This window comes from Arthrobacter sp. SO3, assembly GCF_020532825.1.
Taxonomy (GTDB): domain Bacteria; phylum Actinomycetota; class Actinomycetes; order Actinomycetales; family Micrococcaceae; genus Arthrobacter.
Genome location: NZ_MQTS01000006.1, coordinates 1 through 18120 on the forward strand (window position 1 = coordinate 1; position 18120 = coordinate 18120).

Here is an 18120-nt window from a genome sequence, read left to right on the forward strand (position 1 = left end):
CACCTCGACGGCCTCGCCCGCACCCACGGCCACAGCGACGCCGACGGCAGCCGGCTCCCCCACGACCACCGCCACACCGGTCCCGACAGCGTCGCCCGCGCCCAGCCCCGCGCTGACCACTGCCCCGGCAACGACCGGGTCGCAGACCCTGGCCGCTCCGGAACCGCTGTTCACCGAAGTCCTTGGCGGAAGCAAACCCTCGTCAAGCTCGTCCGTTGAGAGCACTTCGATCCAGGTCAGGAAGGGTGCCGAACAGCGCAAGGCAAGCACCGAGGCCTACTCCCTCAGCCGCAGCGGTGACATCAAGGTGAGACTGGTTATGGTCCAGCTGGCCGACCGGACGGCGACCATCCCGGAGGCGGACGCCCGTGCCGCCGTCGACACCAGCAGCCAGTACTGGCAGGCCATGTCGAACGGCAGGCTCTCCATGAGCGTCGCCACGGCCGAAAACAGGACAAGCAAGGCAACGTCCACCCAAAGCTATTCGTCCATGATGACTACGATCGTCGCAGAAACCGGCTGGGTCCCCAGCCCCCTGACGGCACTGGTCGTGTTCGTTTCCTCACCCACGCTGTCCGACGGGGCCTACGGCGCCGGCTGGAGCTACAGCGGAACGAGCGGACGCGTCATTATGCCGCTCCCGGCGTCGCTCACCAAGAGCGTGCTGACTCACGAATTCGGGCACGTCCTGGGCCTGATGCACGCCAACAGGCTCCGGTGCGGGGATGGGGCCGTGGACACCGCCAGCAACGCCGACGGTTCATTCGCGAACAGCACGTGCAGCGTGGAGGAGTACAAGGACAACCTCGACGTGATGGGCGTGTCACAGAGCAGCCAGCCGGTGATCAGCTCCCCGATGTACGAATACGGCGGATTCGGCGCCGGCGCCGAGGTCAGGAACCTGGGGAAGGCGGTCGGCCGGAACTCCTACCAGTTGAAGGCCTGGGGAAGCGCCGACGAGAGCCGCGCACTTAAGTTCACCGATCCCGTCAGCGGGGAGAGCTACAACCTGGAACTTCGCCTCCCGGTGGGCAATGACGCGGCAACGGCCGTCAGCGGCAACCGCGGAGTCAAGGTTGTCCAGGCCTTCGGTTCAGGGTCCATCGCCCTGCAGCCCAACACCACGACCTTCAGCGGCTATTACAGCTACAACCAGGCCTGGCAGGCCGGGCAGACCTTCACGACCTATGCCGGGACCAAAGTAACCATCGACTGGGTCTCAGATTCCGCCGCCGGGGTCACCATTGATGCCATGCCTGCGGCCAAGCCGTTGCTGGTCGCCCCCGGTGACTTCAACGGTGACGGAAACACTGACCTCATCCAACGCAAGGTCAACGGCGAGCTGTGGTTCTACCCGGGCGACGGTACGGGCAAGTCCGGTGCCGGCCAGCGGATCGGCACCGGCTGGGAGATCTACGACACCATCGTGGGGACCGGCGACTTCAACGGTGACGGCAGGAACGACCTCGTCGCCCGCAAGTTCGACGGATCGCTCTGGTTCTACGCCGGCACCGGAAATGTTTCGGCGGGCAACGAGGGGTACAGCGCGGCCGTCAAAATCGGCAACTTCGGCTGGGACGCCTTCGATGCGCTCCTGGGCGTCCGCGACTTCGACGGCGACGGCAAGCCGGACCTCCTGGCCCGGCGCCCGGACGGCGTACTGATGCTCTACCCGGGAATGGGAACGGGCTGGCCGGGAACCCCCCGGCAGATCGACTACGGCTGGGACATCTTTGACCAGCTGATCCCGGTCCAGGATTTCAACGGCGACGGAACCAACGACCTTGCGGCACGGCGCCCGGACGGAACCCTCTGGCTGTATTCCAACTCCGGGCCCGCGAAGCTCGTCCAGCCCCAGCAGATTGGGGCAGGCTGGGGCATCTACACGACCATCCTGGGCGCTGGCGACGCCAACGGGGACCGCACGGCCGACTTCGTGGCCAGCCAGGCCGACGGAAACGTCTTCTTCTACGCCGGGACCGCCATGCGGGACGAGGGGTACGGCAGCGCCCGGAAGATCGGCGACTTCGGCTGGGAGGTCTTCGACTCCCTCACGGCCATCGAGGATTTCAACGGCGACAAAATCGCCGACCTGCTGGCCCGGAAGCCGGACGGCACCCTGTGGTTCTATCCCGGCGACGGGAAGGGCGGCTACGGTGTGCCGCGGAAGATCGGTCTCAGCGGCTGGGAAGTGTTCAATGCGCTGGTCAGCGTCGGGGACTTCACCGGGGACGGAAAGAACGACCTCGTCGCCCGGAAGCCCGACGGCACCCTGTGGATTTACCCCGGCACCGGCCGGGTCGACGCCACCGACCCCGGCTACACGGCACCGAAAAAAATCGGCACCGCCGGCTGGAACGCCTTCACCGCCCTGACCGGAACCGGGGACCTGAACGGGGACGGAAAGAACGACCTCGTCGCGAGGAAGTCCGACGGCTCTCTCTGGCTGTACCGCGGCACGGGCACCATCAGCGGAACCAACGAAGGCTACTCCTCGCCGGTCAAGATCGGCGACTACGGCTGGGAGGTCTTCGACCAGCTTTTCGGAGCCGGTGACTTCAACGCCGACGGAAAGAATGACGTCGTCGCCAGGAAGTTCGACGGAACCCTGTGGATGTACCCGGGAGACGGCACGGGAAAGCTTTCCGCCCCGCGCAGGATCGGAACAGGCTGGAGCGTGTTTGACACCGTCCTGGGCGCCGGAAACCTGACCGCGGACAGCTTCCCCGACCTGGTGGCCCGCAGGCCCGACGGTTCGCTCTGGGCCTACTCGGGAACAGGCATGCAGCCGAACGAGGGCTACCTCCCCCGGACCTTCACGGGTTCGGTGTCGTAGGCCGGGACCGCACCCGGGAGCCCGGGAGGTGAGAGAAAAGGGCCGGATCGTCAACGATCCGGCCCTTTTCTGTCACCCCGGGGCACCGGCGGAGCGGGCTGCTACGGCGTGCTGCTCAGCGGGCTGCCCGGCGGGCTACTCCGGCATGATCATGGTGCGCAGGTCCAGCTGCCGCAGGACCCGGTCCGCGACCTCGGGGTCCACGCCGGGCTCGTTGCGGGCCGCGACGACTTCCTGGCGGGCCGCATCGAGCGCGATCGTCTGCACGGCAATCGCCAGCTCCCGTCCGCGTTGGCGCAGCTCCCCCACACTTTCGTTGCGGATGCTGCCGTCGAGCAGTTCGGCGTGCAGCCGGGTCATTTTCTCCTTGACCAGCGCCACCTTCTCCGGCGGCAGCTCCTTCATCAGCTCGTTCGCCTTCAGCGCCGCGATGGCCGCCTCCTGGGCGCGCCGGGCGAGTACCCGTGCGGCGTCGCGCTCTTCCGAGCCGTCGCCCGAAGCCTTCAGGGCCCGCATGAGCCACGGCAGGGTCAGCCCCGGGAGCACCAGGGTGGCCAGCAGGACCGCGCAGGCGATGACGATGAGCTGGCTCCTGGCCGGGAACGGGCTCCCGTCGGCAACGGTCAGCGGGAGCGCCAGTGCGAGGGCCAGCGTGGCGAGTCCACGCATGCCGCACCAGGTGAGGATGAGGACTTCCTTGGCGGAGGTCGGCCGCAGGGAATCCTGGGTGCGCGCCAGGCCGGACATCATGGCCATCCACGCAAACCGGACGGCGAACACCAGCACGCAGACCACCGCGGCGTTGCCGATCATCCCGACGATGCCGTCGCCTTCGTCGCGGACCACCTGCCGCACCTCCAGCCCCACCAGGCCGAACGCCAGCCCGGTGACCAGCAGCTCCACGACGTCCCAGAAGGCGCTGCGGGTGACCCGCTCGGCGGCGTCCTGCGGCCGGGCGTGCCGCTGGATCTCCAGGGCGGTGACGACGACGGCGATCACACCCGAGGCGTGCACCTCCTCGGCGAGGATGTAGGCCGCGAACGGCACCACCAGGGTGACGGCGCTGCGCGCCACCATGGACTGCACCAGCCGGGTGATCAGGCTGGTGAGCCAGCCCATGCCGATGCCCACGGCCACCGCGATCGCCGCGCCGAGCACAAACTGCAGGGCGACGTCAGGTGAGAACTCGGTGCCGGAGACGGTCGCGGCGACCGCGGCCTGGAATATGACGACGGCCGCCGCGTCGTTGAAGAGGCCCTCGCTTTGCAGCACCGTGATGAGCCGCCGGGGCATGTGGACGCGGCCGGCGATGGACTCCACGGCCACCGGATCCGGCGGGGCGACCATGGCGCCCAGGGCGATCGCCGCGGGAATACCGATCCCCGGGATCAGGAGCCAGGCCGCCCCGGCCACCACCGCGGTTGAGACCACCACGAGGGCCACCGCAAGCAGCAGCAGGGTGCGCCAACGGACCCGGAACACGGCCCAGGAACTGCGCTGGGCCGTGGCGAAGAGTAACGGCGGCAGGAAGATGGGGAGGATCAGTTCCGGCGAGATGGAAATCTCCGGAAACCCCGGAATGAAGGTCAGCGAGGCGGCCAGGATGAGCATCAGGACCGGAAACGGGAGCCGCAGCCGGTCCCCGACGCCGACCGCCACCACCGTGGCCAGCAGGAGTCCGATGATGAGTGCCAGCTGGTCCATAGGCCTACTTTCCCGGGAGTTGTCGGGTCAGGCCGCTGCGTTGGATGGGCCGCCCGCCCCCACTACCCTATCGGCACCTGCCGGGCGCAAGCTGGGACGCGTCCGGCGGCCTCCCCGCCGGGTTAGCTCACTGGCTCCAGTGCGGCCGCCAGGGGCAGCGTGCCGTCCCGGAATTCGATCGTGCTCCGGGCCGTTGAGGGCAGGCCCAGCACCGCGGCCGCGACGAGCGCCACGTTGGCCCGGGCCGTTTCCGAGCCGTCGGATGTATCCGCAGGGTTGACTTCGATCAGGCCGTTTCCGGGCCCGTCCGTGAGCGCTCCCGGGCCCAGGATCGTCCAGTCAAGTGCCGTCCCGTGCAGATAGGCGTCAGCGGCGGCCTTGGCATCGGCGTACGCGTAGAAACTGTTGTCCTCGGGGACGCCGTGGTCCGGCCCGGCACCAAGATAGGAGACCATGACGTACCGCCCGACGCCGGCCTCGGCCGCCGCATCCATCGACCGGATGGCGGCATCCCGGTCCACCGAGTAGGTCCGCTCGGGGCTTCCACCGCCCGCGCCGGCCGACCAGACCACGGCGTCATGGTTCCGCAGCGCCTCGGCGATCTCCGCCGTCGTCGAATTTTCAACATCCAGGACAACGGGAGTGGCGCCCGTGGCCGCGACGTCCTCCCGGTGGTCCGGGTTCCGGATGAACGACGTAACGTCCATTCCCTCCCCGGAGAGGATGCGGGACAGTTCCAGAGCCACTTTGCCGTGGCCGCCAATGATTGCGATTCGCGTCATGGACCCATTCTGTCCCACAACCGCCCCGGCCACCGTTGCTCTGTCACTTTTCGTGGCCAAAACGCCCGTTTAAGCACCCAGAGTGATAGCGCAAATGGGGGTTAAAACAAAAGGACCCCACAGGCTGGGCCTGCAGAGTCTTTCTGTAGCGGCGGGGAGGCTCGATCTCCCGACCTCACGATTATGAGTCGTGCGCTCTAACCAACTGAGCTACGCCGCCATAAATGAGGAAAACCTGCGCTAAGCCGGTCAAAAACCGCCTTGACACAGGCCCTCATTCAGAGCCCCCCACCGGAATCGATCCGGTGACCTCGTTCTTACCAAGAACGCGCTCTACCACTGAGCTAGGGGGGCAACGAGTAAATACTCTACCGGAAGATTCCGCTCCCAACAAATCGGCGCCGGGAGGGCTCCGAAAGCGTCAAAATCGGCGGAAATCAGGGCTGCCGGGGGCCCGGCGACGGCCCGCGGGCGGCCCTGGAGCTCCGCCGGGACCGCGGATGTGACCAAGGGAACTTAACGAAAAACGGGCCGGCTGTTCAGCCGGCCCGTTTTCAGGGTGAATCAGTGCTTAGCAGCTGATGGTTACCACTTGGTGCGGGGCTTGAAGCCGCCTTCGGTGCGCGGCTTGCGGGCCGCGTCGGAGCCGACGCCACGCTCGTTGCGGTCGCTGAAGGAGCGTCCGCCACGGTCAGCGGAAGTCCGCTCGCCGTCGTTCTTGCGGAATTCGCGCTTGAAGCCGCCGTTGCCCTTGAAGTTGCCGCCACGGTCGCCGCCGCCGGAGTAACCGCCGCGGCTGCCGCCCTGGCCGCCACCCTGGTAGCCGCCACGGTCGCCGCCGCGGTCGCTCGCGGGCGAACGGCCGTTGTCCAGCTCGAGGTGGATCAGCTCGCCGCCGATCCGGGTGCGGGACAGCGCCTTCAGCTGGTCGGCACTGAGGTCCGCGGGAAGCTCCACGAGGGAGTGGTCCGCACGGATGTCAATGCCGCCGATCTGGGCCGAGGAGATTCCGCCTTCGTTGGCAATGGCGCCAACGATGGAACCCGGCATAACGCGCTGACGGCGTCCGACGGCGATCCGGTAGGTGGCATTGCCCTCGGTCAGGGTGCGGGTCGGGCCGCGTGAGCCGAAGCCGTCCTTGGACCGCTCGCGCTTCTGGAACTCAGGAGCAGCAGGCAGTTCCTTGACCAGGAGCGGCTGGCCGCCCTGGGCCATGACGGCCAGTGCAGCAGCGATCTCCGACGCCGGGACGTTGTGCTCTTCTTCGTACGAGGAGATGAGGTCGCGGAATGCGGCGACGTCCTCGGACGCAAGCGTCTCCGTGATCTTCTCGGCAAACTTGCCCAGGCGCAGGGTGTTGACCGATTCCGCGGTCGGCAGGTGCATCTGCTCGACCGGCTGGCGGGTCGCCTTCTCGATGGAGCGCAGCAGGTACTTCTCCCGCGGCGTCATGAAGAGGATCGCGTCACCGGAACGGCCTGCACGGCCGGTACGGCCGATGCGGTGCACGTAGGACTCGGTGTCGTGGGGGATGTCGTAGTTGACCACGTGGCTGACGCGCTCGACGTCAAGGCCGCGGGCTGCGACGTCGGTGGCGACGAGGATGTCGATCTTTCCGTCACGCAGGGCCTCGACGGTGCGCTCGCGCTGCTGCTGCGGGATGTCGCCATTGATGGCGGCAGCCTGGAAGCCCCGTGAACGCAGCTTGTCGGCCAGGTCCTCGGTCGCCATCTTGGTACGCACGAAGGCGATGACGCCCTCGAACTCTTCAACCTCGAGGATGCGGGTCAGTGCGTCGAGCTTGTGCGGGCCCATGACCTGCAGGTAGCGCTGGCGGGTGTTCGCGCCGGTCGTGGTCTTGGACTTGACCTGGACCTCGGCCGGGTTGTTCAGGTACTGCTTGGACAGCCGGCGGATCTGGCTCGGCATCGTGGCGGAGAACAGTGCAACCTGGCGGCCCTCGGGGGTCTGCTGGAAGATCTGCTCAACGTCTTCAGCGAAGCCCATGCGGAGCATCTCATCAGCCTCGTCCAGCACCAGGTACTGGAGTTCGGACAGGTCGAGGGAGCCCTTGGCGATGTGGTCGATCACGCGGCCGGGGGTACCGACAACGACCTGGGCGCCGCGGCGGAGGCCGGCGAGCTGGGGGCCGTAGGCGGAGCCGCCGTACACCGGGAGGACGGTGAAGTCATCGATGTGCTTGGCGTAGGAGGTGAAGGCCTCGGCGACCTGGAGTGCAAGCTCTCGGGTCGGAGCAAGCACCAGGGCCTGGGTCTTGCGTGACGGGCCGTTGAGGTCGTGGAGCTCGGCCAGGCGGGACAGTGCCGGTACTGCGAATGCTGCAGTCTTACCGGTGCCCGTCTGGGCCAGGCCCACGACGTCGCGGCCTTCGAGCAGCAGCGGGATGGTTGCTGCCTGGATCGGTGACGGCTTCTCGTAGCCGACGTCCTGCAGGGCAGCCAGGACACGGGCGTCGATGCCGAGGTCAACGAACTTGACGCCTTCTTCTTCGTCTTCGTCCTTGGCCGGGGCGGGCGTGGTGTCAGCCTGCGGTGCGGTCTCGGCAGCAGCCGGAACCTCAACGGGGGCAGGAGCCTCGGTGAATACCGGGGCGGTGCCGGCTGCGGGGGCAGCCGTTTCAGAAGTCTCGACGTCGCTCTGAATGTTTTCGGTTTCGACGGAGTTGTTCTGAGTTTCGGGCATAGGTGAAATATCCTCATCCATAGGGGCCAAGCGGCACAACCCGAGGTGAGCGGAGCCGCAGTACGCGTGACACAAAATCGCCGGGCATACTTTGACCGGCCGGTCACATAGAAGCCCGGCGCTTTCGCAATCCCGTGGCAGGACTTCCCGCTGCAACTCTTGGCTGCTATCCCAGCAGTCTGTACAGCGTTTTCTTTAGCCGGCTCTCCCTATGAAAATGCCCGCATCTCAATTGCGCGGGCCCCAACACTTACCAGTCTTGCCTCAAGAATTGGGCAGGAAATAAGGGATTTCCGGAGTGGGGGATAGTTCAATTGTAGGGCATGGATCCGCCCTTGGGTAACCCGGCCGCCCACGACGGCGGTGAGCTTGCGCACACGGGCACCCGGCCCGCTACATCCCGGGGCGGCGCTGCAGCTTCTCGAACTCCCCCAGATACTCCGGCTGGAGGCGGATCTCACCGTCGGCGTCGGCGTCCCGCAGGGCCTCCATGTCCGCCACCGTGGGATCGCTGAACCACTTGCCGATGGTGACCCCGTGGGTGGGGAGGAAGATCCGGTGGATGTGGTCCCCCGCCTGGATGCTGCCGACCCGCACGACCCGCAGGTAGGTCCCGACCCGCCCGGCGTCGCCGAACCGCTTCACCCAGTGCGGCTCATGCATCCGCCGCTGGAAGGTGGCGCAGGGCACGCGCGGGGAGGTCAGCTCGACTTCGACGTCGAGTCCGATCTTCCAGCGTTCGCCGATCAGGGCGTCGGTGGCGCTGATGCCGGCGACGCGCAGGTTCTCGCCGAAGATCCCCGGCGGCAGTTCCCGGCCGAGCTCCGCTGCCCAGTAGTCGGCGTCGTCCTGGGAATAGGCGTAGAGCGCCTGGTCCTCGCCGCCGTGGTGGACGCGGCTGGCCTGGACGTCTCCGCGCAGCCCGAGCTTGTGCACTCTGACCGGTCCGGCCACGGGACGTTTGTCGATCGCGGTGACGCCGACGCTGCCTGGATCCTCCAGCAGCTGGTGTACGCGGCAGACGGCAAGAACGGAAGCGGTGTCCATGGCACCAGTGTAGGCCGGGGCCGCGGCGGCCGGGACCGTAGGATGCTGGAATGAGCAACGAAGCTGGTTTTCCCCATGCGTCCAACGATGTATCCGACGTCCTGGCCATCGATTCCCTGCTGAGCGCCGGGGAACTGGCCGTCCGGGAACGGGTCCGCGATTTCACCGATCAACGCATCCGCCCGGGCATCGCGGGCTGGTACGACGACGGCGTCTTCCCGCTCGAGCTGGCCCCGGAGCTGGGGGAACTCGGCGTCCTCGGCATGCATCTTCAGGGCTACGGCTGCCCGGGCCGCTCCGCCGTCGAATACGGCCTGGCGGCGATGGAACTGGAGGCTGGTGATTCCGGCATCCGCACCTTCGTCTCCGTCCAGGGTTCGCTGGCCATGACGGCCATCCACAAGTGGGGCTCCGAGGAGCAGAAACTTCACTGGCTCCCCCGGATGGCCGCCGGCGAACTGATCGGCTGCTTCGCGCTGACCGAGCCCACCGCCGGTTCGGACCCCGCCGCGATGAAGACCTTCGCCCGCCGCGACGGCACCGGCGAGGACGCCGGCTGGATCCTGGACGGCACCAAACGCTGGATCGGGCTCGCCTCGGTGGCCGACGTGCTGGTGGTGTGGGCGATGACCGACGACGGCGTCCACGGTTTCCTGGTCCCCGCCGGCACCCCCGGGGTGACCGCGAGGCCGATCGGGCAGAAACTTTCGATGCGCGCCTCGATCCAGTGCGATGTCACGTTCGACGGCGTCCGGCTGGGCCCGGAGGCCCTGCTCCCGGCAGCCCGCGGGCTGCGCGGCCCGTTCGGCTGCCTGAACGAGGCGCGCTACGGGATCGCGTGGGGCGCGATGGGTGCGGCCCGCGACTCCTACGAGGCGGCGCTGAAGTATGCGCAGGAGCGGCTGCAGTTCGGCCGGCCGCTCGCCGGGTACCAGCTGACCCAGGAGAAGCTCGTGAACATGCTGCTGGAGATCCAGAAGGGCACCCTGCTGGCGCTGCAGCTGGGCCGGCTCAAGGACGCCGGGAAGCTGCGGCCCGAGCAGATCTCGCTGGGCAAGCTCAACAACGTGCGGGAGGCGATCACCATCGCCCGGGAGGCCCGGACCATCCTGGGCGGGAACGGCATCACGCTGGACTATTCGCCGCTGCGGCACGCCGCGAACCTGGAGTCGGTGCGCACCTACGAGGGCACGGACGAAGTTCACACCCTGGTTCTGGGCCAGCACATCACCGGGCTGCAGGCCTTCCGCTAGGCCGGAACGGGCACGGCTTCCTTGGCGCCGGCATCCTTGCGGATGGTCGCGCTGATCACGGCGGCGATGGTGCACATCGCGGCCGCGCCGAACCAGGCGTAGGTGTACTGTCCGGTGGCGTCCCTGATGGCGCCGGCCGCCAGCGCCGCGGCGGCCGCACCGAGCTGGTGGGCGGCGAAGACCCAGCCGAACACCACGCTGCCGTCCGCGCCGAAGACCTGGCGGCAGATGGCAGCGGTGGGCGGCACGGTGGCCACCCAGTCCAGTCCGTAGATCACCACGAACACGATCATGCTGGGCTGGACGGTGGCGCTCAGCAGCAGCGGCAGCACCAGCAGGCCAATGCCCCGGAACTGGTAGTAGACCGCGAGCAGGATCCGCGGATTGAAGCGGTCCGTCAGCCAGCCGGAGGCGATCGTCCCCGCGATGTCGAAGATCCCGACGACGGCCAGCAGGCCCGCCGCCGTCGTCTGGGACATGCCGTGGTCGTGGGCGGAGGGGATGAAGTGGGTGCCGATCAGTCCGTTGGTGGTGGCGCCGCAGATCGCGAACCCGGCCGCGAGGGCCCAGAAGGTCCGCACCTTGCTGGCGCGCTTGAGCACCTGCAGGGCCCGGACGGCGGCATTCCGGCTAGGTTCCCCGGCCCCCGCCCGGCCCGGCCCGGGCGCGGACCCGGAAGTGGACTCTGAAGTGGACTCTGGCGTGGACCCGGGCGTGGGCTCAGGTTCCGCTTCGGCCCCGTAGGGCAGCACACCGGCGTCGGCGGGCGAGTTCTTCAGGAACTTCAGCACCAGCGGCACCACGGCCAGGGCACCGGCGGCGATCAGCAGCGACGCCTGCCGCCAGCCCGGATCCTGGGCCAGGGCGGCGATGAAGGGCAGGAAGACCAACTGCCCGGCGGCGCTGCCGGCGGTGAGGATGCCGATCACCAGGCCGCGGCTCTTCGCGAACCAGGTGTTGGCAATGGTCGCGGCGAAGACCAGCGCCATGGACCCCGTCCCGAGCCCGATCAGCAGCCCCCAGGTCAGCAGGATCTGCCAGGACTCGGTCACCAGCACGGTCAGGGCGCTGCCGGCCCCGATCAGCACGAGCGCCACGGCGGTCACGGCGCGGACGCCGAAGCGTTCCATCAGGGCCGCGGCGAAGGGCGCGGTGAGGCCGAAAAGCACCAGATTGATGCTGACCGCGGCGGAAAGCGCGGTGGTGGACCAGCCGAATTCGCTCTGCAGCGGCACCATCAGCACCCCCGGCGCGGCCCGGAAGCCGGCGGCGCCGACGAGCGCCAGGAACGCGACAGCGGCGACGGTCCAGGCCGGGTGGATCCTCCGCCGGCGGGCGGCCAGCAGGGTGTTCTTGGGGGCGCTCATGCGGCGGTTCCGTTCGCCTGGATGATGGTGCCGGCCGGGGCTGCCGGCGCCGGGGCGGCGGCGAGCGGCACGGGGTCCGGGGTCCGGGTGAGGCTGTGCCAGCTGGTATTCCGGACGGTGAGCCGTTCCCCACACGCGGTGCAGCTGTCCGCGGACGTGGTGCGCGCCCCGCAGCCGGTGTGGATCACGTACATGTGGGCCTGCTCCGAGGGCGCCGGCAGGTGCTTTTCGGCCCAGAGGACGACGGCGTTCAGCACCGGCAGCGCGTCCTCCCCCTTGGCGGTGAGCACGTACTCCTGGCGGGTGCGGCCGCCGTCGTCGTAGGGCTGCCGGGTGAGCAGCCCGGCGTCGACGAGGGCCGCCAGGCGTTTGGTGAGGACGGAATCCGCGGCCCCGAGCCGGGACTTCATCGCGTCGAAGCGGCCGTTGCCGAAGAAGACCTCGCGGAGGACGAGCATGCCCCACGGGTCCCCGAGGATGTCCAGCCCGCGCGCCATGCTGCAGTTCCGCTGGGACCAGTCTGATCGAAGTGCCATGCGGACAAAACTAGCTGACTATCTTCAAGAAAGCTAGACCCGGTGGCAAAGTTTCAGCGGAACCGGAGTTAGAGGTCTCAGCGGGACCTGTGGTAACAGCTTCAGAGGAGCCCGGCGTTGATGCGCGTGCGGAGCGCGGCGCGGGAAGGGTGGTAGGCAAGGGCCCAATAGACCAGCATGGCGATGCCGCAGACCACACCGAGGCTGGCCACAATGAGCTGCCACTGGGTCTGCGGGTCCTTGCCCCACTCGGCCGCCCCGGCCATGACCGAGAGGTACTTGGGCGTCAGGTAGAAGGCGAGGGCCGAGAACGCCACGATGATCCACCCTGCGAGGCGCATCCGCCCGTTCCGGGACGGCACCCGGTGGATCGCGAAGCCCATGCAGGGCAGCGCCACGGCCATCCACACCCAGTGGTGCGACCAGGACACCGGGCTGACCAGAAGCATCAGCACGGCGGTCGCGGAGACGGCGACGAAGTTCTCATCCGCGTCCACCGCCCACCGGATCACAAGGGCAGCGACCGCGGCCAGGGCCAGGGCCAGCACCAGCCACACCAGGCTGGTCAGACCGGAATCCGGCAGGCCCAGGTGCAGCAGCAGGCCCTTGACCGAGAGGTTGTCCACATAGGCCGGTCCGCCGATCCGTCCGGTGTCGGGCAGGATCTGGGTCCAGAAGGTGAGCGAGGCGTGGGGCAGCACCGCCCAGGCCAGGCCGATCGAGCCGAAAAAGCCGGCCGCCATCCAGCCGAGGGCCTTGAAGTCGCGGCGGACCAGGAAGTACAGCCCGAAGGCGAGCGGGGTCAGCTTGATGCCGGCCGCGATCCCGATCAGCAGCCCCGCGGGCCAGCGGATCTCCCCGGCCCGGGCCTTGCCGTGGAGCGCGAAGTCAGCCAGGATCAGGCCCATCAGGATGATGTTGATCTGGCCGAAGTCGAAGGTGTCCCGCCAGGGCCCCAGGAGCAGGATCGCGGCGGTGCCGGCCAGGGTCACGGCCCGGAACCGCCAGTCGGCGGCCGCGTTCCGCCAGCCGCCGAGGCGGAAATAGTGCCGCGCGAGCCACGCGGAGACGATTCCGGCGCCCAGCAGGGCCGTGCTGATGAACACCAGGCCGCCGCCGCGCTGGCCCAGCGTCGCCAGTGCCGCGAACAGCAGCGCCGCGAAGGGCGGGTACGTGAACGGCAACCCGTCCCGGGCCGCGTAGAGCTCGTTGACGCCGGTCTCCCCGGTCTGGAGCACCCGGTTGCCGCCGTAGAAGTAGACCTCGAAGTCATTCAGCAGCGGATCGTAGGCCGAGTACAGCACCACCAGGGCGGCGACGACGGCGGACGCGCCGGCCGCCGTCGCGAGCCAGCCGCGCGTGGTGGAGGGCATGGCCCTGGTGGTGGTTGTCACGGGTGCTTAGCTGCCTGACTCGCCGGCGGAGGCAATCTGCGCGAACGCCTGCTCGAGGTCGGCGATGAGGTCCTCGACGTCCTCGATGCCGCAGGAGAGCCGGATCAGGTTGACCGGGACGGCCAGCTCGGTGCCCTTGACCGAGGCGTGCGTCATTTCCGAGGGGTAGTTCATCAGGGATTCGATGCCGCCCAGGGACTCCGCGAGGGTGAACACGGAGGTCGATTCGGCCACCTTGCGTGCCGCCGCCTCGCCGCCCTTGAACTGCACGGAAATCATCCCGCCGAACTTCTTCATCTGCTTTTTGGCCAGCTCGTGCCCGGGGTGCGAGGGCAGTCCCGGGTACAGCACGGCCTCCACCTCCGGGCGCTCCAGCAGCCACTCGGCCACGGCCTGGGCGTTGTCGCTGTGCCGGTCCATCCGGACGCCGAGGGTCTTGAGCCCGCGGGTGGTGAGGAAGGCGTCCATCGGGCCGGAGACGGCGCCGACGGCGAACTGGACGAAGCCGATCTTCTCGGCCAGCTCCGCGTCATTGACGATGATGGCGCCGCCGACGACGTCGGAGTGCCCGCCGATGTACTTGGTGGTGGAGTGCACCACGACGTCGGCGCCGAGGGCCAGCGGGTTCTGCAGGTACGGCGAGGCGAAGGTGTTGTCCACCACGAGGAGGGCACCGGCGTCGTGCGCGACCTTGGCGAGGGCGGCGATGTCGGTGATCTTCATCATCGGGTTCGACGGCGTCTCCACCCACACGAGGCGGGTCTTGTTGGCGGCCACGGCCGTAGCGACGGCGTCAAGGTTGGACATGTCCACCGGGGTGTTGCCGATGCCCCACTCCCCCAGCACCCGGGCGATCAGCCGGTAGGTGCCGCCGTAGGCGTCGTTGCCGAGCACAATGTGGTCACCCGGGCGGGTGAGGGCGCGGATCATGGAATCCTCGGCGGCGAGGCCGGAACTGAAGGAGAACGCGGCGGAGCCGCCCTCCAGCGCGGCGAGCTGTTCCTGCAGCGAGTCACGGGTGGGGTTGGTGCCACGGCCGTATTCGTAGCCGGCCCGCAGCACGCCGATCGCTTCCTGGGCGTAGGTGGTGGAGAAGTGCACGGGCGGCACGACGGCGCCGGTGCGCGGCTCGAACTCCTGGCCGGCATGCACGGCGCGGGTGTTGAAGCCGGCGTTTTTTGCGGAAGAGCTTTCTGGCAAAGACATTTGCGTTCCTTTCGGCCGGCGGCCGGACGCCCCTAGGGGGCGGCCCGGTGTCCGGGTCAGTTGCTGGGGTCAGTTGCTGGGATCAGTTGCTCAGGTAGGCGAGCAGGTCATGGCGGGTGAGGATCCCCACCGGCGCGCCGACGAACGTCACCATGAGGGTGTCCGCGTCGGAGAGGAGCTCGCGGGCGGTCGAGATCGATTCGAGCGAGCCGATCACCGGCAGCCGGGCCTCCATGTGTTCGGAGATCTTGTCCGAGAGTTTCGCCTCGCCGCGGAAGAGCTTCGCGGTGAGGGTGCGTTCGTCGACGGCGCCGAGGACCTCGCCCATCACCACGGGCGGCTCCTGGGACAGCACCGGGATGTGCGAGACGCCGTACTCGTTCATGATGTTGATGACATCGCGGACGCTCTCGTTGGGGTGGATGTGCACGAGGTCCGGCAGTTCCCCGGTCTTGGCCTTGAGGATTTCGCCCACCGAGGCTTCGTCGCCGCCGGCCAGGAAGCCGTAGGAGCGCATCCACTGGTCGTTGAAGATCTTGGCGAGGTAGCCGCGGCCGGAGTCGGGCAGGATCACGACGACGACGGCGTCGTCCGGCAGGTCCCTGGCGACCTTCAGGGCGGCGACGACAGCCATGCCGGAGGAACCGCCCACGAGCAGGCCCTCCTCGCGGGCGAGCCGGCGCGTCATCTCGAAGGAGTCCGCGTCGCTGACCGCGATGACGGCATCCGGGACGGCCTTGTCGTAGTTGGCCGGCCACATATCCTCGCCGACCCCCTCGACGAAGTACGGCCGGCCGGTGCCGCCGGAGTACACCGAACCTGCCGGGTCGGCGCCGATGATCTTGACCACGCCGCCGTCGGCCTCCGCACGGGCGCCGGAGACTTCCTTGAGGTACCGGCCGGTGCCGGTGATGGTGCCGCCGGTGCCGGCGCCGATCACGCAGTGGGTGACCCGGCCGTCCGTGTCGCGCCAGATTTCCGGCCCGGTGGACTCGTAGTGGCTGGCCGGGGCGGCGGGGTTGGAGAACTGGTCGGGCTTGTAGGCGCCGGGGATCTCGGTGACAAGCCGGTCCGACACGCCGTAATAGCTGTGCGGGCTGTCGGGGGCGACGGCGGTGGGCGTCACCACGACCTCGGCGCCGTAGGCCTGCAGCACGGCGCGTTTGTCCTCGCCGACCTTGTCCGGCACCACGAAGATGCAGCGGTAGCCCTTCTGCTGCGCCACAAGGGCCAACCCGACGCCGGTGTTGCCGGAGGTGGGTTCCACGATGGTGCCGCCGGGCAGGAGCTTGCCGGTGCGTTCGGCCTCCTCGATCATCTTCACCGCGATGCGGTCCTTGATGGAACCGCCGGGGTTCAGGTATTCCAGCTTCACCAGGACCGTGGCCCCGATTCCGTCGGTAACGTGGTGCAGCTTCACGAGCGGCGTATTGCCAATGAGGTCCAGAACGGACTGGGCGTACTTCATAGGTACAAAGTTACCGTCTCTGCGGCCCGGGGCACGTCGGGGCGGCTCCCGGGGCACGCCGGTGCGAAGATTATCCGGTGAACCGTGGGTGGAGCCGATGAGGCTGAAGAGTTACTTGCTCCCTGCCGGCATGCTCGCGGCGGGAAGTGCGGCGCTGCTCACCGGACTGCTGCCGTGGCCGGCGTTCCAGGAGCTGGCCGGCCGCACCGTGCCGGTGCTGGCCTTTGTGGTGGCCATGTCCCTGGTGACGGAGCTGGTGGACGACGCCGGGCTGTTCCGGGTGGTGACGGAGCGTCTCGCCAGGCTGGGCCGGGGCCGGGTGTTCCTGCTGTGGCTGCTGGTGATCGGCCTGGCCACCGTCTCCACCGTGTTCCTGTCCCTGGATACGACGGCGGTGCTGGTGACCCCCGTCGTCGTGCTGCTGGCGATTCACGCCCGGATCCCGCCGCTGCCCTTTGCCCTGACCACCATCTGGCTGGCCAACACCGCTTCCCTGCTGCTGCCGGTCTCGAACCTGACCAATCTGCTCGCCCAGGACCGGCTGCACCTGAGTCCGGCCGCTTTCGCTTCTCTGGTCTGGGCGCCGGCGCTGGTGGGAATCCTGGTCCCGGTCGTGTTGCTGTGGCTGGCCTTCCGGAAGGACCTCGCCGGCCGCTACGGGCCGCAGCCGGTCCACAAGCCGCGGGACAGGGTGCTGCTGTATTTGGCATCGGGGGTGATGGTGCTGCTGCTGCCCGCGCTTGTCTCCGGTGTGCCCGTGCAGTATCCGGCGCTGGCGGCGGCGGCGGTCCTGCTGGTCCTCTTCCTCTGGCGCCGGCGCTCGGCGCTGCGCTGGTCCATGATTCCCTGGCGGCCGCTTATGCTCACCTCGGGGCTGTTCATGGTGGTGGAGGCCCTGCACTCGAACGGCCTGACCCGGTTCCTTTCCGGAATCGCCGGCTCCGGCGAGTCTCTTCCGGCCCTGCTCCAACTCGCGGGACTGGGCACCGGGGCCGCGAACGCGGTGAACAACCTGCCGGCCTACCTCGTCCTGGAACCGGCCGGCGACTCGCCGGTGCGGCTCGCGGCGCTGCTGATCGGCGTGAACCTCGGCCCGCTGGTGACCCCGTGGGCCTCGCTGGCCACACTGCTCTGGCACGAACGGCTCCGGACGCTCAACGTCGAGATCCGCTGGGGCGGCTTCGCGGTCGCCGGCGTCGCCGCCGTCGCCCTCACCGTGCCCCTCGCGGTCGTGGCGCTGTGGCTCACCACCGGGATGCACTGACTGGAGCACGCGGCTGCGCGGGCCGTCAGGCGCCGAGGTCGTTTCCTGGGGCCGCGGAGCCGGCTCCGCCCTCGGACACCGCGTTCTGCCACAAACCCACAATGTTGCCCTCGGAGTCCTTGAAATAGGCGTTCCAGCCGGACCCTGGCACCTCCATCTTTTCCCGGTGAACGGAACCGCCGTGCGCCACGATTTGCTCCAGGGCGGCGTCAATGTCCGCCACATCCACCGTCACCACCGGGGCGGTGAGCTGGCCCGTCCGCCGGAACAGTCCGCCGTTGATGGAACCGGACACCGCGGGCCGGCCATGCTCGTCCATCGGAGTGGTCATGGCGAGGCTATAGTCCATCTCCGGCAGCACCTGGAAGTCCCAGCCGAAGATCGAACTGTAGAAGTCCCGCGCGCGGCTCTCGTCGTCTGCGGGGATCTCGAAATGTACTACTCCATTAGCCATGACATGCTCCTAGGAAGAAGGGATCCGGACCCGGCGGCGGGCGCGGCCGGGCCGAGCCACAGCCGGAGTCTAGCCCCGGCAACGCGGGAGGATAAGGGGCGTACGG

General features: G+C 68.4%; 13 protein-coding genes and 2 tRNA genes. 3 read left to right on the plus strand and 12 right to left on the minus strand.

The features are described 5' to 3' along the window. The first annotated feature begins 319 nt into the window (after positions 1–319). A complete protein-coding gene (locus BJQ90_RS00625) occupies positions 320–2836 on the plus strand; it encodes an FG-GAP-like repeat-containing protein (RefSeq protein ID WP_226758380.1) in 2517 nt (838 codons plus the stop codon). 135 nt (positions 2837–2971) lie between these two features. Here the strand turns inward: BJQ90_RS00625 and BJQ90_RS00630 are convergent, their stop codons facing one another. The 6 genes from BJQ90_RS00630 to BJQ90_RS00655 all read right to left on the minus strand — a co-directional run bounded on the left by BJQ90_RS00630 (position 2972) and on the right by BJQ90_RS00655 (position 9072). Further along, positions 2972–4540, minus strand: coding sequence for a Na+/H+ antiporter (locus BJQ90_RS00630; protein WP_226758381.1), 1569 nt, complete (start codon positions 4538–4540; stop codon positions 2972–2974). Between the two features lie 122 nt (positions 4541–4662). Further along, entirely contained in the window at positions 4663–5322 is a 660-nt protein-coding gene (locus BJQ90_RS00635; protein WP_226758382.1) for an NAD(P)H-binding protein, read from the minus strand. A 146-nt stretch (positions 5323–5468) separates the two neighbouring features. Continuing rightward, positions 5469–5542: transfer RNA gene (locus tag BJQ90_RS00640), tRNA-Met, on the minus strand. A gap of 62 nt (positions 5543–5604) precedes the next feature. Further along, positions 5605–5676, minus strand: a tRNA-Thr gene (locus BJQ90_RS00645). Between the two features lie 231 nt (positions 5677–5907). Next, positions 5908–8025 carry a DEAD/DEAH box helicase gene (locus BJQ90_RS00650; RefSeq protein WP_226758383.1) on the minus strand — a complete coding sequence of 706 codons (2118 nt, stop codon included), beginning with the start codon at positions 8023–8025 and terminating at the stop codon, positions 5908–5910. Positions 8026–8418: 393 nt separating this feature from the next. Beyond that, on the minus strand, positions 8419–9072 hold the full coding sequence (locus BJQ90_RS00655) for an MOSC domain-containing protein (RefSeq protein ID WP_226758384.1): 654 nt from the start codon (positions 9070–9072) through the stop codon (positions 8419–8421). Positions 9073–9122: 50 nt separating this feature from the next. On the opposite strand from BJQ90_RS00655, the gene BJQ90_RS00660 reads away from it, so the two are divergent. Next, the gene (locus BJQ90_RS00660) at positions 9123–10325 is read left to right on the plus strand and encodes an acyl-CoA dehydrogenase family protein (protein WP_226758385.1); all 1203 of its coding nucleotides are present in this window, start codon (positions 9123–9125) and stop codon (positions 10323–10325) included. On the opposite strand, the gene BJQ90_RS00665 is transcribed toward BJQ90_RS00660, so the two are convergent. The 5 genes from BJQ90_RS00665 to BJQ90_RS00685 all read right to left on the minus strand — a co-directional run bounded on the left by BJQ90_RS00665 (position 10322) and on the right by BJQ90_RS00685 (position 16296). Continuing rightward, entirely contained in the window at positions 10322–11692 is a 1371-nt protein-coding gene (locus BJQ90_RS00665) for an MFS transporter (protein ID WP_226758386.1), read from the minus strand. The genes BJQ90_RS00660 and BJQ90_RS00665 overlap by 4 nt on opposite strands. Continuing rightward, positions 11689–12228 carry a winged helix-turn-helix transcriptional regulator gene (locus tag BJQ90_RS00670; RefSeq protein ID WP_226758387.1) on the minus strand — a complete coding sequence of 180 codons (540 nt, stop codon included), beginning with the start codon at positions 12226–12228 and terminating at the stop codon, positions 11689–11691. The genes BJQ90_RS00665 and BJQ90_RS00670 overlap by 4 nt, the downstream gene beginning before the upstream one ends. Positions 12229–12329: 101 nt before the next feature. Continuing rightward, positions 12330–13622 (minus strand): glycosyltransferase 87 family protein, encoded by a 1293-nt coding sequence (locus BJQ90_RS00675; RefSeq protein ID WP_226758388.1) that lies wholly within the window; start codon positions 13620–13622, stop codon positions 12330–12332. 6 nt (positions 13623–13628) lie between these two features. After that, positions 13629–14828 (minus strand): cystathionine gamma-synthase, encoded by a 1200-nt coding sequence (locus BJQ90_RS00680; RefSeq protein WP_226758389.1) that lies wholly within the window; start codon positions 14826–14828, stop codon positions 13629–13631. Positions 14829–14910: 82 nt separating this feature from the next. Then, positions 14911–16296: a cystathionine beta-synthase gene (locus BJQ90_RS00685; protein WP_226758390.1), complete on the minus strand. Its 1386-nt coding sequence runs from the start codon at positions 16294–16296 to the stop codon at positions 14911–14913. Positions 16297–16393: 97 nt separating this feature from the next. On the opposite strand from BJQ90_RS00685, the gene BJQ90_RS00690 reads away from it, so the two are divergent. Next, positions 16394–17560 (plus strand): SLC13 family permease, encoded by a 1167-nt coding sequence (locus tag BJQ90_RS00690; protein WP_226758391.1) that lies wholly within the window; start codon positions 16394–16396, stop codon positions 17558–17560. A 25-nt stretch (positions 17561–17585) separates the two neighbouring features. Here BJQ90_RS00690 and BJQ90_RS00695 read toward each other — a convergent pair whose 3' ends face one another. Next, positions 17586–18014 carry a VOC family protein gene (locus BJQ90_RS00695; RefSeq protein ID WP_226758392.1) on the minus strand — a complete coding sequence of 143 codons (429 nt, stop codon included), beginning with the start codon at positions 18012–18014 and terminating at the stop codon, positions 17586–17588. Positions 18015–18120: the final 106 nt, after the last annotated feature.

Coding starts and splice junctions, on each gene's coding strand:
- BJQ90_RS00625 (WP_226758380.1), top strand. CDS start 320: ATGGTCCAGCTGGCCGACCGGACGGCGACCATCCCGGAGGCGGACGCC.
- BJQ90_RS00630 (WP_226758381.1), bottom strand. CDS start 4,540: ATGGACCAGCTGGCACTCATCATCGGACTCCTGCTGGCCACGGTGGTG.
- BJQ90_RS00635 (WP_226758382.1), bottom strand. CDS start 5,322: ATGACGCGAATCGCAATCATTGGCGGCCACGGCAAAGTGGCTCTGGAA.
- BJQ90_RS00650 (WP_226758383.1), bottom strand. CDS start 8,025: ATGCCCGAAACTCAGAACAACTCCGTCGAAACCGAAAACATTCAGAGC.
- BJQ90_RS00655 (WP_226758384.1), bottom strand. CDS start 9,072: ATGGACACCGCTTCCGTTCTTGCCGTCTGCCGCGTACACCAGCTGCTG.
- BJQ90_RS00660 (WP_226758385.1), top strand. CDS start 9,123: ATGAGCAACGAAGCTGGTTTTCCCCATGCGTCCAACGATGTATCCGAC.
- BJQ90_RS00665 (WP_226758386.1), bottom strand. CDS start 11,692: ATGAGCGCCCCCAAGAACACCCTGCTGGCCGCCCGCCGGCGGAGGATC.
- BJQ90_RS00670 (WP_226758387.1), bottom strand. CDS start 12,228: ATGGCACTTCGATCAGACTGGTCCCAGCGGAACTGCAGCATGGCGCGC.
- BJQ90_RS00680 (WP_226758389.1), bottom strand. CDS start 14,828: ATGTCTTTGCCAGAAAGCTCTTCCGCAAAAAACGCCGGCTTCAACACC.
- BJQ90_RS00685 (WP_226758390.1), bottom strand. CDS start 16,296: ATGAAGTACGCCCAGTCCGTTCTGGACCTCATTGGCAATACGCCGCTC.
- BJQ90_RS00690 (WP_226758391.1), top strand. CDS start 16,394: ATGAGGCTGAAGAGTTACTTGCTCCCTGCCGGCATGCTCGCGGCGGGA.
- BJQ90_RS00695 (WP_226758392.1), bottom strand. CDS start 18,014: ATGGCTAATGGAGTAGTACATTTCGAGATCCCCGCAGACGACGAGAGC.